This window comes from Microbacterium oxydans, assembly GCF_026559675.1.
GTDB lineage: Bacteria > Actinomycetota > Actinomycetes > Actinomycetales > Microbacteriaceae > Microbacterium > Microbacterium oxydans_D.
The window spans coordinates 2,103,067-2,116,833 of record NZ_CP092891.1 but is presented as its reverse complement, the minus strand read 5'-3'; the positions used below and the strand labels follow the sequence as shown (position 1 = coordinate 2,116,833).

At 69.2% G+C, this 13,767-nt stretch carries 17 protein-coding genes; 7 read left to right on the top strand and 10 right to left on the bottom strand.

The annotated features are described in order from the left end of the window. The first annotated feature begins 21 nt into the window (after window positions 1–21). Together MME74_RS10135 and MME74_RS10130 are read left to right on the top strand one after the other, a co-directional pair. Window positions 22–645 (top strand): pyridoxamine 5'-phosphate oxidase family protein, encoded by a 624-nt coding sequence (locus MME74_RS10135; RefSeq protein ID WP_267414896.1) that lies wholly within the window; start codon window positions 22–24, stop codon window positions 643–645. Beyond that, window positions 642–1,076 carry a cupin domain-containing protein gene (locus MME74_RS10130; protein ID WP_267414895.1) on the top strand — a complete coding sequence of 145 codons (435 nt, stop codon included), beginning with the start codon at window positions 642–644 and terminating at the stop codon, window positions 1,074–1,076. The genes MME74_RS10135 and MME74_RS10130 overlap by 4 nt, the downstream gene beginning before the upstream one ends. A 14-nt stretch (window positions 1,077–1,090) precedes the next feature. Here the strand turns inward: MME74_RS10130 and MME74_RS10125 are convergent, their stop codons facing one another. Genes MME74_RS10125 through MME74_RS10110 form a run of 4 tightly spaced genes read right to left on the bottom strand, consistent with a single transcriptional unit; the run spans window position 1,091 to window position 3,102 of the window. Continuing rightward, complete coding sequence (locus MME74_RS10125) at window positions 1,091–1,903, bottom strand: SURF1 family protein (RefSeq protein ID WP_267414893.1); 813 nt, start codon at window positions 1,901–1,903, stop codon at window positions 1,091–1,093. Beyond that, window positions 1,900–2,094, bottom strand: coding sequence for a hypothetical protein (locus MME74_RS10120; protein WP_267414891.1), 195 nt, complete (start codon window positions 2,092–2,094; stop codon window positions 1,900–1,902). Before MME74_RS10120 ends, MME74_RS10125 begins: the two co-directional genes overlap by 4 nt. Continuing rightward, the gene (locus tag MME74_RS10115; protein WP_267414890.1) at window positions 2,091–2,438 is read right to left on the bottom strand and encodes a DUF3099 domain-containing protein; all 348 of its coding nucleotides are present in this window, start codon (window positions 2,436–2,438) and stop codon (window positions 2,091–2,093) included. The genes MME74_RS10120 and MME74_RS10115 overlap by 4 nt, the downstream gene beginning before the upstream one ends. Window positions 2,439–2,493: 55 nt before the next feature. Then, window positions 2,494–3,102 carry a DUF4190 domain-containing protein gene (locus MME74_RS10110; protein ID WP_267414888.1) on the bottom strand — a complete coding sequence of 203 codons (609 nt, stop codon included), beginning with the start codon at window positions 3,100–3,102 and terminating at the stop codon, window positions 2,494–2,496. Window positions 3,103–3,241: 139 nt separating this feature from the next. Between MME74_RS10110 and MME74_RS10105 the strand changes: the two genes are divergently transcribed. Next, complete coding sequence (locus tag MME74_RS10105; protein ID WP_267414885.1) at window positions 3,242–3,952, top strand: beta-ketoacyl-ACP reductase; 711 nt, start codon at window positions 3,242–3,244, stop codon at window positions 3,950–3,952. A gap of 15 nt (window positions 3,953–3,967) precedes the next feature. On the opposite strand, the gene MME74_RS10100 is transcribed toward MME74_RS10105, so the two are convergent. From MME74_RS10100 to MME74_RS10090, 3 genes are read right to left on the bottom strand one after another with little or no spacing between them, the layout of a single operon-like run. After that, window positions 3,968–4,663 (bottom strand): alpha/beta fold hydrolase, encoded by a 696-nt coding sequence (locus MME74_RS10100; protein ID WP_267414883.1) that lies wholly within the window; start codon window positions 4,661–4,663, stop codon window positions 3,968–3,970. Between the two features lie 42 nt (window positions 4,664–4,705). Continuing rightward, complete coding sequence (serB, locus tag MME74_RS10095; protein ID WP_267414881.1) at window positions 4,706–5,341, bottom strand: phosphoserine phosphatase SerB; 636 nt, start codon at window positions 5,339–5,341, stop codon at window positions 4,706–4,708. Window positions 5,342–5,391: 50 nt separating this feature from the next. After that, window positions 5,392–6,633 (bottom strand): glucose-1-phosphate adenylyltransferase, encoded by a 1,242-nt coding sequence (locus tag MME74_RS10090; protein ID WP_267414879.1) that lies wholly within the window; start codon window positions 6,631–6,633, stop codon window positions 5,392–5,394. A gap of 46 nt (window positions 6,634–6,679) precedes the next feature. Between MME74_RS10090 and glgA the strand changes: the two genes are divergently transcribed. The 3 genes from glgA (at window position 6,680) to MME74_RS10075 (ending at window position 9,035) form a co-directional block, all read left to right on the top strand. Continuing rightward, on the top strand, window positions 6,680–7,864 hold the full coding sequence (gene glgA, locus MME74_RS10085) for a glycogen synthase (RefSeq protein ID WP_267414877.1): 1,185 nt from the start codon (window positions 6,680–6,682) through the stop codon (window positions 7,862–7,864). Between the two features lie 17 nt (window positions 7,865–7,881). Then, a complete protein-coding gene (locus tag MME74_RS10080) occupies window positions 7,882–8,667 on the top strand; it encodes an ABC transporter ATP-binding protein (protein ID WP_267414875.1) in 786 nt (261 codons plus the stop codon). 110 nt (window positions 8,668–8,777) lie between these two features. Beyond that, entirely contained in the window at window positions 8,778–9,035 is a 258-nt protein-coding gene (locus tag MME74_RS10075; protein WP_021200734.1) for a type B 50S ribosomal protein L31, read from the top strand. A 69-nt stretch (window positions 9,036–9,104) separates the two neighbouring features. On the opposite strand, the gene MME74_RS10070 is transcribed toward MME74_RS10075, so the two are convergent. The 3 genes from MME74_RS10070 to MME74_RS10060 are packed head-to-tail and all read right to left on the bottom strand — an operon-like array spanning window position 9,105 to window position 12,695. Continuing rightward, window positions 9,105–9,386, bottom strand: coding sequence for a hypothetical protein (locus MME74_RS10070; protein WP_267414873.1), 282 nt, complete (start codon window positions 9,384–9,386; stop codon window positions 9,105–9,107). A gap of 55 nt (window positions 9,387–9,441) precedes the next feature. Then, on the bottom strand, window positions 9,442–10,695 hold the full coding sequence (locus tag MME74_RS10065) for an alpha/beta fold hydrolase (RefSeq protein WP_416383310.1): 1,254 nt from the start codon (window positions 10,693–10,695) through the stop codon (window positions 9,442–9,444). Next, a complete protein-coding gene (locus MME74_RS10060; protein ID WP_267414869.1) occupies window positions 10,692–12,695 on the bottom strand; it encodes a DUF262 domain-containing protein in 2,004 nt (667 codons plus the stop codon). The genes MME74_RS10065 and MME74_RS10060 overlap by 4 nt, the downstream gene beginning before the upstream one ends. Window positions 12,696–12,871: 176 nt before the next feature. Here MME74_RS10060 and MME74_RS10055 point away from each other — a divergent pair, with 176 nt between their 5' ends. After that, a complete protein-coding gene (locus MME74_RS10055) occupies window positions 12,872–13,645 on the top strand; it encodes a hypothetical protein (RefSeq protein WP_105670086.1) in 774 nt (257 codons plus the stop codon). Window positions 13,646–13,767 lie beyond the last annotated feature (122 nt).

The following is a 13,767-nucleotide window of genomic DNA, read 5'->3' as shown; positions in this document are numbered from 1 at the left end:
ATTCGTGGCATAGTCGGGAGCATGCCGATCGCTCAGCGCGCGTCCTCGTCCGAGATCAGCGAGTGGCTGCGTGCGCAGCCTGCCCTCACCGGTGTCGCACCGACGCTCGACGTCGCAGAGCTTCCCGACGATCCGGTGCCGCTCTTCATCGACTGGCTCCAAGAGGCCGCCGAGGGCGGAGTGGCCGAGCCGCACGCGGCGACCCTGGCGACCGTCGACGACGACGGCCTGCCGGATGCGAGGACGCTGATCCTCAAGGACGTCGATGCGCGAGGATGGGCCTTCGCCGGAGGGCGCGCATCCCGCAAGGGTGCTCAGATCGCCGCACGCCCCGCCGCGGCGCTGAACCTCTGGTGGCAGCCGCTCCGACGGGCCGTCCGCGTCCGGGGCATCATCGAGGAGGCCTCCGCGGCGGAGAGCGCCGCAGATCTCGCCGCGCGCTCCGCAGACGCTCGTCGCGGTATCGCCCCGGGGGAGTGGGTCCTCTGGCGGATCGTTCCGACGCGGGTCGAGTTCTGGCAGGGATCGGCGGACCGGAACCACACGCGGATCGTCTACCGGCGGACGGACAGCGGCTGGGACCTCACGGTGTCGGGTGCTGCCGCCGGCACGGAGGGCGATCGGATCGTGGGGGAGCGCGCGTGAGCGACTATCAGGTGGTCGAGATCGGGGCTCTCGACGAGTGGCGCGCTCACCACGGCGGATTCGACTCGGCGCGCGCACGCGACGGCCGCCGGGTGGTCGACCACGAGCTGACGATGCAGTTCATCGGGATGACGGCGAACGCGCTGGAGCCTGGTGAAGAGGCCGGCTACTGGCATGTGCATCGGACGATCGAGGAGGTGTACGTCTTCCTCGGCGGGCGCGGACAGATGGGTCTCGATGACGACGTCGTGGAAGTCGGCCCCGGTACCGTGATCCGCGTCGGTCAGGGGGTCTCCCGCACCTGGCGGGCGCGGCCGGACAGCGACGGCGAGCTCCGGTGGCTCTGTGTCCGCGCCGGCGGCGAGGAGCTGCCGCATCTTCCGGACGACAGCTCACGGCTGCCGGAGCGTCCCATGCCGTGGACGGACTGATCGTCCGCTGAGGCTCATCGCACGTCGAGCAGCTCGTCCTCGACATCGGCATCGTGGTCCTTGCGACGCGATTTCCTGACCGGAGCAGGCGTGCCCTCGACCTCTTCGCGGTGCTTCACGATCTCCGTCCGGATGATGTATCCGATGAAGATGAAGCCCATCAGGGCGAAGAGGATCCACTGGATCGCATACGACAGGTGCGGCCCCGGATCGTCGGTGGGGGAGTCGAATCCGCCCAGCGTCCCTTCGCCTGCGGGCTCCTCGCTGATCACACGGCCGTAAGCTCCGGTGATCACGTCGCCGTCGACGAGCTCTGCGATGGAGGGCAGGTTGATGGTCGGCACCTGACCCTCGGGTGCGCCACGGCCCGAAGCCGGGAGCTGCTCACCCGGGCGAAGACGCACGGTGACCTCGGCTTCGCCGGCCGGCGGTGCCGGCACCGAGTCCGGTGCGTCTCCCTCGCCCGGCGGCACCCAGCCGCGATCGACGATGAAGATGCGGCCGTCCGCGTCGCGGAACGGCACCAGCACCTCGAAGGCGCTCGTCCCGCCGTGCGGACGGTTCCTCACCAGCAGCTGCTGGTCGGCCAGGTATTCGCCCCGCAGAGTCACCGGACGCCACTCGTCGGAGGGGTCGAGAGCACCGTCGGCGCCGATGAGGTCCGCGAGGGGCACCGGCTTCGCGTCGTAGTTCTGCTCGACGAGCTCGATCTGCGCGGCGCGCGACTCGTTCCGCTCGAACTGCCAGTGCGACAGGAAGACGCACGCGACCGCGAAGCCGATCGCGATGAGCACATACACGCCCCACCGGGTCAACCGTCGACTCATGCGGGAATTCCGTCGCGGACGGTCACCGGGAAGTCCCGCGCGGCCAGGTAGTCGCGGAGGAAGCCGACGTGCTCATCGCACGCCAGCCAGATCTTCTCGCGGTCGGCGGCGTGGATGCGGGGGTTGCGCCAGACCACCTGCCTGGTCGCCGCGCTCCGGCAGCCGGCGCGCGAGCATTCGAGGTCTGTCATCGTTCCTTCGGGCCTTCGTGGATCGTGAACACCTGGGGTGTCGTCGCGTCGGACTCGATCGGTGCGGGGCGCGGGGCGTCGAGTTCCCGCACGGGAGATTCGGCAGCGGTCTCGGTGCTGTCGCTGCCCGCGTTCGCGAAGACCACGGCGATGTAGGGCAGCACCGCTGCCGAGATCCCGAAGACCCAGGTGTACCACCCGTACGGCTGCACGAGGACCATGAGGGCGAAGCACACGATGCGGATCGTCATCGTCAGCGCGTATCGGCGCACACGATGGTCAGCCTCATCCCGCGGAGACTGCGGCAGTGAGGTGACGGCCGGGATTTCACGCGCGTTCTTCACGATGCCTCAAGCCTACGCCGGTGCGGGCCGCCCGGCGTGCCTGTTCGGTGCCGTCTCAGCTGGAGAAGATGAACGGCAGCGTGAACACGCCGACGAACAGGAAGCTGATGATCGTGCTGATCAGGGTGAAGGCGGCGATGCCGACCATCACGTAGCCGAGGATCAGGCCGGTGATGGCCAGCCCTCGCCCTCCGATCGCCGGATCGCGCTTGGTCTGCCCGAGGGCCATGTGACCGGTGATCACGGCGGCGATGGACGCGAGAACCGGGACGATGGCCCAGAAGAGGACGATTCCCGCGATGCCGCAGACCAGCGACGTGATGGCGAGCCCGCTGGTCGGTCGCGGAGCCGCCACCGCATATCCGGGAGCGGCGTAGCCGGACGGAGCGGCGTAGCCGGGATGCGCGGGGGCCGCGCCGTAGCCGGGCTGCGCGGGCGGCGGGGCATAGCCGGGCTGGGGCGGCGCGACGGGCTGGACGCCGTAGGCGGGAGCGGGTGGCGGTGCGTAGACGGGCACGGCGCCGGGGTAGCCCTGCGTGGGCTGCGGTGCCGGCCGCACCGGCTGGGCCGGAAGCACCGGTGCCGCGGCAGGCGCTGCCGGCGCGGGCGGCGGCGGGGTGAACGACAGCTCGTCGCCGGAAGAGGGGGTGCGGTTGTCGCTCACACGGAAGCCTTTCGTCACGATCAGAGTCCCAGCACGGTCCGGGTCTGTCAAACCCCGGTCGGACGAGGCCCGAGGGCTTCCTCGGTAGGATCTATGACGGCTCGGAACCCCGGACCACCGATCCAGATCAGGAGTCCTCATGAGCGCTCAGCGCGTCGTCCTCGTCACCGGCGGCAATCGCGGCATCGGTCGCGCGATCGCGGAGCGCTTCGTGCGGGACGGCTATCGCGTCGCCGTCACCGCCCGCAGCGGCGAGGGCCCGGAGGGCACGCTGACGGTCCGCGCGGATGTGACGGATGCGGCCGCTCTCGACGCCGCGTTCACCGAGGTGGAGCAGCAGCTCGGCCCGGTCGAGATCGTCGTCGCGAACGCCGGCATCACGAAGGACACGCTCCTCCTGCGCATGAGCGAGGACGACTTCGACAGTGTGGTCGCCACGAACCTGGGCGGCACGTTCCGCGTCGTCAAGCGCGCCTCGAAGGGCATGCTGCGCGCACGCTTCGGTCGCGTGATCCTCATCTCCAGCGTCGTCGGTCTCTACGGCTCCGCCGGCCAGGTCAACTACTCCGCGTCGAAGAGCGCTCTCGTCGGCTTCGCCCGTTCGCTCACCCGTGAGCTCGGCGGCCGCGGCATCACCGCGAACGTCGTCGCGCCGGGGTTCATCGAGACCGACATGACCTCCGAGCTCCCCGAGGAGACGCAGAAGCAGTACAAGGCGAACATCCCCGCCGGACGGTTCGCGACTCCGGACGAGGTCGCCGGGGTCGTCACCTGGCTCGCGGGCGACGACGCCGGCTACATCTCCGGCGCGGTCATCCCCGTCGACGGCGGTCTCGGGATGGGGCACTGACCCCGAGGTGACGGCTCAGCGCGAGATGGCCGCGTTCAGGAGCTCGCCGAGCCGCTGCGGGACGGAGAACTGCGGCCAGTGGCCGGATCCGACCCGGACGACCTCCGCGTCCTCGATCGCGTGGAACTCGTCGGCGTAGGGCCCCCACTGGTCGATCATGCCCTCGAACGCCGGCTGGTCGAGACCGCCCATCAGCAGCGTCGCGGGCACCCGGTGCCGAGCCGGATTCCCGAGGGCGATGCCGTCCGTCGGCACGCGCGCGGGCACGCTGTGCGTGAGCGGCGCCGTGCGGGCTCGCGTCGCCTCGTCGAGGTCGCTGACATCCTCGTCGGGGAAGAAGTCCCAGCCGGGGAAGGGCACCACACCGTCGACGATCTCGAACTCGCTGACCCCGTTCCCGGACGGCGGCGGCACCGTGTCGACGAAGATGACGCGGCTCACCCGGTCCGGCCGGGCATCGGCGACGCCCCAGGCGACGTTGCCGCCGTCGCTGTGACCGACGACCACGACGTCTCCGTCCACCGCGTCGACCGCGGCGACGGCGGCGGCGACCCAGTCGGCGATGCCGATGTCGCCGGAGACCGCCGCGGGTTCGCCGAGGCCCGGCATGGTGAGCGGGTGCACGCGATGACCGGCCTGCTCGAGCGCTGGAACGACGTCGTCCCAGCTGGAGGCGTCGAGCCAGAGACCGGGGATGAGGATGATGTCCATGAGCCGACGCTAGTGGCGGGCGCGGACATTCTCCAGGGGTGCCTAGGGCAGCAGTGCGATGACCTCGGAGAGGTTCTGTGGGCCGATCACCAGGCTCGCGGCGTCCCGCACCGCAGGCTTGGCGTTGAAGGCGAGTCCGAGTCCGGCGACGGCCATCATCGGCAGGTCGTTCGCGCCGTCGCCGATCGCGATCGTGGCGTGCGGAGCGACGCCGAGCTCGGCCGCCCACTCCTGCAGCGACGTGGCCTTCGCGGCGCCGTCGACGATGTCGCCGTCCACGCGGCCGGAGAGCACGCCGTCGACGATCTCCAGACGGTTCGCCCGCCAGCGATCGACGCCGAGGCCCGGCGCGACGCTGTCGAGGATCTCGTGGAAGCCGCCGGAGACGACGCCGACGACGCCGCCGCGCTCGTGGACGGCCGCCGTCAGCTCGCGCACTCCGGGCGTCGGCTCGATCCGCGCGAGAACCCGCTCGAAGGCCGAGACGGGCACACCCTCGAGGGCGGCGACCCGGGAGCGCAGGCTCGCGGAGAAGTCGATCTCGCCGCGCATCGCGGCCTCGGTGGCGGCCTGCACCTCCGCGCGACGACCGGCCTCGTCGGCGAGCAGCTCGATCACCTCGTTGCGGATGAGGGTGGAATCGGCATCGAGGACGACGAGGAATCGCGCGGTGGTCACGTGTTCGAGCCTAGCGATCGTCCACGACTCCGCCGTGTCGCATGACGGCCTCAGCGCTCGATGAAGACGCCCTTGCCGACGACCGTGATCCCGGACTCCGTCACGGTGAACCCACGGGCGAGGTCGCGTTCGCGGTCGACTCCCACGGTCGCGCCGTCGGCCAGCACGACGTTCTTGTCGAGGATGGCGCGGTGCACGCGTGCTCCCTGACCCACGTGCACATGGTCGAACACGACCGAGTCCGTGATGGTCGAGCCGCCTCCGGCGAGCGTCCACGGTCCGACCACGCTGCGCTCCAGGTGCGTTCCCGAGAGCACGGAGCCGAGCGACACGATGGAGTCGATCGCGTTCCCGATCCGGCCCACCGAGTCGCGGACGAACTTCGCGGGCGGGGAATTGACCGCCTGCGAGTGGATCGGCCACTCCATGTTGTAGAGGTTGAAGACGGGCAGCGTGGAGATCAGGTCGCGGTGGGCGTCGAAGAACGAGTCGATGGTTCCGACGTCGCGCCAGTAGGAACGGTCGCGCGGCGAGGAGCCGGGCACCTCGTTCTGCTTCATGTCGTAGTAGCCGGCCTCGCCCCTGTCGACGAAGTACGGGACGATGTCGCCGCCCATGTCGTGCCCGGAGGTGGGGGACTCGCCGTCGGCCTCGACCGCGGCGATCAGTGCGTCGGCGTCGAAGATGTAGTTGCCCATGGAGGCGAGCACCTCGTGGGGGGAGTCCTCGAGGCCGGCGATGTCGGTCGGCTTCTCCAGGAACTGCCGGATGCGTCCCGACTCGGCATCCGCGTCGATCACCCCGAACTGCGACGCGAGGGCGAGCGGCTGACGGATGCCGGCGATCGTGGCCTTCGCCCCGGACTCGATGTGCGCCTCGAGCATCTGGCGGAAGTCCATGCGGTAGACGTGATCGGCGCCGATGACGACGACGATGTCGGGCTTCTCGTCGTTGATGAGGTTCATGCTCTGCAGGATCGCGTCGGCCGAGCCGGAGAACCAGCGCTTTCCGAGGCGCTGCTGCGCGGGGACGGAGGCCACGTACGAGTCGAGCAGGGCGGACATGCGCCAGGTCTGCGAGATGTGGCGGTCGAGGCTGTGCGACTTGTACTGCGTGAGCACGACGATCTGTCGCAGGCCCGAGTTGATGAGGTTCGAGATCGCGAAGTCGATCAATCGGTACTGTCCGCCGAAGGGCACTGCGGGTTTCGCGCGATCCGCGGTGAGAGGCATGAGTCGCTTGCCCTCGCCGCCGGCGAGGATGATCCCGAAGACCTTCTTTGGAGCGGACATGGCTCCACCATAGATGCGTTCGCGGCCGCTGTACTAGCGTTCAGACATGCGAGTCGAAATGATCACGAAGGAGTACCCGCCCGAGGTCTACGGCGGTGCCGGCGTGCATGTCGCGGAACTCGTCGCCGCACTCCGCGAGCACGTCGATGTGCGGGTCCGCGCGTTCGGCTCACCGCGTGAGGAGTCGGGGACGTTCGCGTACCGGACGCCCTCGGAACTCGCCGGCGCGAACGCTGCGCTGCAGACCCTCGGCACCGATCTGGAGATCGTCTCGGCGATCTCGGATGCCGATCTCGTGCACAGCCACACCTGGTACGCGAACTTCGCCGGGCATCTCGCCGCGCAGCTGCACGGGATCCCGCATGTGCTGACCGCGCACAGCCTCGAGCCGCTGCGCCCCTGGAAGGCCGAGCAGCTCGGCGGCGGGTACGCGATCTCCAGCGGCATCGAGCGACTCGCCTACGAGAACGCCGCCGCGGTGATCGCCGTGAGTGCGGGGATGCGCGCGGACATCCTGCGCAGCTACCCCCAGGTCGACCCCGCGAAGGTGCGCGTGATCCACAACGGCATCGACGTCGAGCGGTGGCGTCCCGTGCAGGATGCGGCGTTCCTGCAGTCGATCGGGATGGACCCCACCCGGCCGTCGGTCGTGTTCGTGGGCCGCATCACGAGGCAGAAGGGGCTGCCGTATCTGCTCCAGGCCGCCCGTCTCCTGCCGCCCGAGGTGCAGCTCATGCTGTGCGCGGGGGCGCCGGACACTCCGGAGATCATGGCGGAGGTGCAGGAAGGGGTCCGACTGCTGCAGGAGAGCCGCGACGGCGTCATCTGGATCGAGCGGATGCTCCCGCGCGACGAGCTGTCGGCGATCCTCACCGCGGCGACGACGTTCGTGTGCCCGTCGGTGTACGAGCCGCTGGGGATCGTCAACCTCGAGGCGATGGCCTGCGGCGCCGCCGTCGTGGGAACCGCGACCGGCGGGATCCCCGAGGTCGTCGCCGACGGTGTCACCGGGCGGCTCGTGCCGATCGAGCAACTGCAGGACGGCACCGGCACGCCCGTCGATCCGGAGCGCTACGTGGCCGATCTGGCCGCGGTGCTCACCGAGGTGGCGATGGATCCCGAGCGGGCGCGTGCGTACGGGGAGGCCGGTCGGGAACGTGCGCGCGACGACTTCAGCTGGGCGGCGATCGCCGAGACGACGCGCGCGCTCTACGCGGAGCTGACCGCCTGAGCCGATAGGCTGGAGCCATGCCGAGCGCTCTGGAATTCACCGACGTCGTCGTGCGCCGTGAGGGGCGCAACATCATCGATCACGTGACCTGGGAGGTCGACGACGATCAGCGATGGGTGATCCTCGGCCCGAACGGTGCGGGCAAGACCACGCTGCTGCAGCTGGCCGACACCCTCATGCACCCCACCTCGGGCACGGTCACCGTGCTGGGGGAGACCCTGGGGCGGACCGACGTGTTCGAGGTCCGGCCGCGTATCGGCTTCGCGTCGTCGGCCATGGCCAAGCGCGTCCCGCGCGACGAGACGGTCCTCAACACGGTGCTCACCGCGGCGTACTCCGTGCTCGGCCGCTGGAACGAGAACTACGAGGACATCGACGAGCGTCGCGCCCTTCGAGTGCTCGGCGACTGGCGCCTGGACCACCTGGCCGACCGCACGTTCGGCACGCTCAGCGACGGCGAGCAGAAGCGCGTGCAGATCGCCCGTGCCGTGATGACCGACCCGGAGCTGCTGCTGCTCGACGAGCCCACGGCTTCGCTCGACCTCGGCTCCCGGGAAGAGCTGCTCGCACTCCTGAGCGGCTACGCATCCTCGCCCACGACGCCGGCCATGCTGATGGTCACGCACCACGTCGAGGAGATCCCGGTCGGATTCACCCACGTGATGCTGCTCCGTGAGGGCCGGGTCGTCGCCGCGGGCCCGATCGCGGAGACCCTCACGGCGGAGGCGCTGACCGAGGCGTTCGGGATGCCGATCGTGCTCAGCAGCGCAGGCGGCCGCTACGCCGCCCGCGCGGCCGCCTGAACCAGGTTTCTGCGCTCGCTGAACTACTGATAGAATCGACCCTTGGTGCTCTCTGCACCGCAGACTTCCCTCGTCCCTGGCACAATCCAGGGCAGCAACTAAGGAATCCCATGAAGACTGACATTCACCCCGAGTACAAGGCAGTCGTGTTCCGCGACCTCGGCTCGGGAGAGACGTTTCTCACCCGTTCGACCGTCTCCAGCGACAAGACCATCGAGCTGGACGGCGTGGAGTACCCGGTGATCGACGTCGAGATCTCCTCGGCATCGCACCCGTTCTACACGGGCAAGCAGCGCATCATGGACTCGGCCGGTCGCGTCGAGAAGTTCAACCAGCGCTTCAAGGGCTTCGGCGGCTCGTCCAAGTAACGACTGCCACGAAGAAGGCCCCATGCTCCTCGGAGCGTGGGGCCTTCTTCATGTCGTCCGACCGTGCGCTCAGACGTCGAGCCTGATGCGACCGTCATCGATCGTGTCGGGCGGATCGCCGGGAGACGGCGCCGGGGCGGTCCGCTGCGTCTGTCGGTCGCGTTCGATCCCGGCCTCGTGCGCTGTCGGCGACCAGACGGCCTCGAACGCGCCGCCGAGGCCGCCGCCGCCACTCTCGTACTTCTTCTCGATCGGCATTCTCGAGAACCCGAACGCGATCAGCAGGATCACCGCGGCGGCCAGGAGCAGGAGCACGCCGACCGACACGATCACGCCCAGCCCCTCGTCCATGTTCTCCAGGGTAGGCGGTGGGTCTCGCGTCGGCATCCTCCCACGGGAGGAGACGTCAGCGGACGCGGCGGCCCTGGGCGAGGTCGATCAGACGCGAGAGCACCGGTCCGCTGCGCAGTCCGTTGTGCTCGTGCTCGCTCGTCACCCAGAGCTTCACGCCGGGCAGCAGGCGCGCGGTCTCGAGGGAGAACTCCATGGGCACGTACACGTCGTCGACGTAGACCGCGGCGGCTCCGGTGGCCTCGGAGGCGGCGATCGCTCCGGCGTCGTAGATGCTCGGCCACTCGAACTCCGCGAGCTCGAGGGCGACCTCGCGCCACGGCTGGAAGGCCGGCACCGTCTCCGCCCAGTCGCGGCGCACGTGCTCGCCCGTGAAGAGCGTGGGATCCTCGCGGAAGTCGGCGGGCTCGGTGCGCTCGGCGGACCAGCGGGTGGCGTGCCCGTCGGCGTAGCTGGACTCGTGGAATGCGAAGTAGAGAGGGTTGCGGCCGTCGTACGGCATCGCATGCATCAGGTCGTACCGGAACGCGTTGGAGGAGGGATCCCGCTCCAGCAGCGACCAGACCGTCTGCCAGCCGTCATCGGTGCCGAGCGCGGAGCCCATCGACCGCAGCCGCGACCGGGAGACGACCTCGCCGTCGGGGAGGACGATGTCGCCGGCGTCGGCCGCGTCGACGAGGCGGCGCATGGCATCGCGGTGCTCCGGGAAGCGGCGGTAGTAGCGCTCCGAGGCCGTGCGCATCTTGTCGTAGCAGAGCGCATAGACGTCGTCGGGGTGTCGTCCGACGGCACTGAGACCGCCGGTGATGAACACGTCGTCGAGGGAAGCGGCATCCGTCGAGAGGTACGCCAGCGTGGTGAAGCCGCCGAACGACTGCCCCAGCACGCTCCAGGTGGTGGCGCCGAGGTGCTCGCGCATCGCCTCGCAGTCCCGCACGATCGCATCCGCGCGGAGGTGGGTGAGGTGTTCGGCGACAGCGGCGGCGCCGCGCTCGAGATCGTGGTCGCCGACCGGGGTGGAGAGCCCCGTGCCGCGCTGATCGAGGAGGACCAGACGGTGGTGGGCGAGCGCCTCGTCGAGCCAGGCCGGCGAGGTCGACGAGTGGAACGGGCGCGGGGCCTCGTGGCCAGGCCCGCCCTGCAGGAACACCAGGTAGGGGAGGTTCTCACCGCCTTCCCGGGAGACGACGCGCGCGAAGATGTCGATCGTGCGGTGGTCGGTGGGGTCTCCCCAGACCAGGGGGACGGTGAGCGTGTGCTCCTCGACGGTGAGGTCCAGCAGCTGACGGATGACGGTGCTCATGTTCACATCACATTTCCGATGTAGGAGTACTTGACGAAGACCTCCGAGGCGATGCCCGACTCCTCGAGCACACCCTGCACAGCGGTCATCATGTAGTTGGAGTCCCAGCCCATGTAGAGGAAGTGGTCTTCGTCGAGCTCATCCCATTGTCCCTTCCAGGCCATGTCCTGGTAGATCGGACCGCCGTGGGCGGCGCAGTAGGCCAGCGCGGCGTCCCTCGTGTCGGTCCAGGCTCGACGGAAGACCCGGTTGAACAGGTACTTCACGTCGGGGACCTCCCAGCGCTCACCGCGGTACTCGACGTAGTCGAACTCGCGCTCCCACCCCGTCGGCCAGCCACGGCGCCGCACCGCATCGAGGATGGGCGTGAGGCCGTCGTCGTCGATCTCGGGCAGCGCGGGTCGGGCCCAGATCCGGATCAGATCGGACGTCAGCGCGACCGTGCGCCGTGTGATCGCCGCCGTGTTCCACACACCGACCTCGGCGAGCTCCCGCGTCGCCGGCACGGAGCTGCGCGCATACGCCTCGGCGCGCTTCGCGGGGAACGACGCGCCGAACACCCGCTCGGTCAGGGGCTGCTCCAGCAGGGTCAGGTTGCCGAGGGTCGGGGCGAGTGCCCGGTGGCTGTTCTGCTCGTCTTCGGAGTACTCGATCCACGCTCGCTCGCCGTCGCCCGACCAGGTGTCGCCGGGGACGGTCGGGACGATGTGCTCGATGTCGAACGCGTCGAGGTCGTCCACGCCCTCGAGGCGACCGAGCACGTAGGCGGGGTGGGGGAGCTCGCTGTACTTCAGTACCGCGCTCACGCGCTCGTCGGACGGAGTGATGCGCGCGAAGGCGCGGGCGAGCGCGTCACGGCCGTCGCGGCGTGCTCGGCAGAGGCGGGCGACGAGGCGTTCGGCCGGCAGGTTCACCAGGGCGCGGCGGAGGTACAGCGCCTGGAGCCACTCCAGGGTCTCGATGAGCTCGGAGCGATCGATGACACCGCGGACGTGATCGCTGTAGGCGCTCATGACGAGCGGGTACGACGAGCGGCCGAAGGTGTTCACATGGCGCAGCTGTCGTGCGATCTCCGGATCTCTCTCCTTCGACGGGTCGAGGAGGATGCCGTAGATCTCGGCGAAGTGCCGCCACTCCTCCGCGTCCGCCTGCAGGTGCGCGACGTCGACGCGCGGGAACGACTGCCGGAACGCGCTGTAGACGCCGTGCTCGCCGTTCGCCGCCACCTCGCGGCCGGTGACGCGGACGAGGTAGTGCCGCCAGAAGGCACCGATCGCCTCACCGGTGTGGCGCTCGATGGGTACCCAGAAGCGCGCCTCCACGTCGACCTGCTCCGCGTGGCTCAGGCCCATCAGGATGTAGTTGTGGATGAGCTCGTGGTCGCGCAGCGGCTCACCGGTCGAGTTCAGGCTCTCGAAGATCTGCTGCGCGTTCGCCTGGGCGCCGAGGGTGATCGACACGTGCTCGAGCTTCTGCAGCCCCCGCCAGATGAGCGGGACCTCGTCGACGTGGATCTGACTGCGGAAGAACGCGTAGTTGTCGTCGAAGCGCGACTCGCGGTCGGCGTCGTCGCGTCGGTCGAGCACGACGGACTCGTACAGGTCGGCCCACGCATCGTGCGGACGCAGCTTGGTGCGACCGGGGTCATCCGAGCGCACGAGGACCCGCTCGAGAGCCGCGGCCAGGGAGGGATCGGTGTCACGGACGGCGTGATGCAGGGCGGCGACGAGGAGCATCAGCGTCGTGATGCGCTGCTGGCCGTCGATGAGGATCAGGTCGGCATCGTTCGACACGCCGTCCTCGGCGGAGAGGATCGACCCGATGAAGTGCCGGTGCGCCTCGTCCTCGCGGGCGACGGCGCGGATGTCGGAGAGGAGGCGTTCGCAGCCGCCGATGTCCCACCGGTACTGCCGCTGATACACGGGGACGACGATGGTGGTGGTCCCCGCCGCGAGCCACTCGATCGTGTTGACTGCTGTCGCCTCGACGTTGGTCGCGGTGCTCATCCTGGTGTCTCGTCCTCCCGTAGCGACGGGTGCCGAGGGTTCGCCTGGCGCCCGGTCCAGTCTATTCGGTTATGCACGGCCGACCTCCGGAGGGCTCGCGGGCTTCGCTGTTAGGCTTGCCTTATCAGGGCCTGTTAAAACGTGCTGGCCCCCGATGAAAGGAACATGACTCGATCATGGGTTACATCAAGTCCGCTGCCCTCGAGGAAAAGGGATTCGTCGTCCTCGACAGCTACAACCAGGAGCTCGACCCCAAGGAATGGCTCGACATCGAGTACAACGACTGGAAGTCTTCGGGTGACACCCGTTTCGCTCCGCTCGCCAGCGCCTTCGGCGACATCGAGTGCAACGGCTTCTGGAACCACAAGCCGCCGCGCACCGACAAGGACGGCGTCTGGATCGACTCGCAGACCGAGAAGGCCCCGAACCTGACGCGTCGCGCGCAGGAGCCGGGTGCCAACGTCGGCCGCTGCCGCGTGATCGAGCTGCAGCCGACCCCGTACGGCGACTGCCTCTACAACCTCCACCAGGACGACAACAACCGCCTGAACCCGGACGGCACCGGCTGGGTGGTCCGCGGCTTCTTCAACCTGACGGATGACAAGGACAGCTACTTCGTCCTGCGCGAGAACCGCACCGACCCGAGCATCGAGTACCGCATCGCCCTTCCGGCCGGCGCGCAGCTCATCGTCGACACCCAGCGCCTGTGGCACGCCGCCACGCACAACGGCACCGAGCCGCGCTACTGCCTCATCACGTCGTGGACCTCGGGCCCCGAGCTCGACGCCTACATCGAGAAGTACAACGGCACGGACGACGTCCCCAACTACGAGGTCGACCAGGAGACGCTCGAGTTCGGCTACGCCGAGCAGGCTCGCAAGGATGCCGCTCGCGCCGCGTACTACGCCGCGAAGGGCCAGCAGGTCAAGCAGGCCATGAGCGAGGCCTGACCCTCGTCAGACTCAGGACCGATTCCGGTCTGAAGGCCCCGGTCCCCGTGACCGGGGCCTTCGTCGTCGGAATGACATGCTTGTGATTTCCGGCGAACTCGGCGAGAATGGGCCCACAACCG

What these genes read in the sequence shown, in the direction of transcription:
- MME74_RS10055 (WP_105670086.1), top strand. Translation starts at nt 12,872, where the DNA reads ATGGGTTACATCAAGTCCGCTGCCCTCGAGGAAAAGGGATTCGTCGTC.
- MME74_RS10075 (WP_021200734.1), top strand. Translation starts at nt 8,778, where the DNA reads ATGAAGACTGACATTCACCCCGAGTACAAGGCAGTCGTGTTCCGCGAC.
- MME74_RS10060 (WP_267414869.1), bottom strand. Translation starts at nt 12,695, where the DNA reads ATGAGCACCGCGACCAACGTCGAGGCGACAGCAGTCAACACGATCGAG.
- MME74_RS10090 (WP_267414879.1), bottom strand. Translation starts at nt 6,633, where the DNA reads ATGTCCGCTCCAAAGAAGGTCTTCGGGATCATCCTCGCCGGCGGCGAG.
- glgA (WP_267414877.1), top strand. Translation starts at nt 6,680, where the DNA reads ATGCGAGTCGAAATGATCACGAAGGAGTACCCGCCCGAGGTCTACGGC.
- MME74_RS10100 (WP_267414883.1), bottom strand. Translation starts at nt 4,663, where the DNA reads ATGGACATCATCCTCATCCCCGGTCTCTGGCTCGACGCCTCCAGCTGG.
- MME74_RS10120 (WP_267414891.1), bottom strand. Translation starts at nt 2,094, where the DNA reads ATGACAGACCTCGAATGCTCGCGCGCCGGCTGCCGGAGCGCGGCGACC.
- MME74_RS10105 (WP_267414885.1), top strand. Translation starts at nt 3,242, where the DNA reads ATGAGCGCTCAGCGCGTCGTCCTCGTCACCGGCGGCAATCGCGGCATC.
- MME74_RS10125 (WP_267414893.1), bottom strand. Translation starts at nt 1,903, where the DNA reads ATGAGTCGACGGTTGACCCGGTGGGGCGTGTATGTGCTCATCGCGATC.
- MME74_RS10135 (WP_267414896.1), top strand. Translation starts at nt 22, where the DNA reads ATGCCGATCGCTCAGCGCGCGTCCTCGTCCGAGATCAGCGAGTGGCTG.
- MME74_RS10080 (WP_267414875.1), top strand. Translation starts at nt 7,882, where the DNA reads ATGCCGAGCGCTCTGGAATTCACCGACGTCGTCGTGCGCCGTGAGGGG.
- MME74_RS10070 (WP_267414873.1), bottom strand. Translation starts at nt 9,386, where the DNA reads ATGGACGAGGGGCTGGGCGTGATCGTGTCGGTCGGCGTGCTCCTGCTC.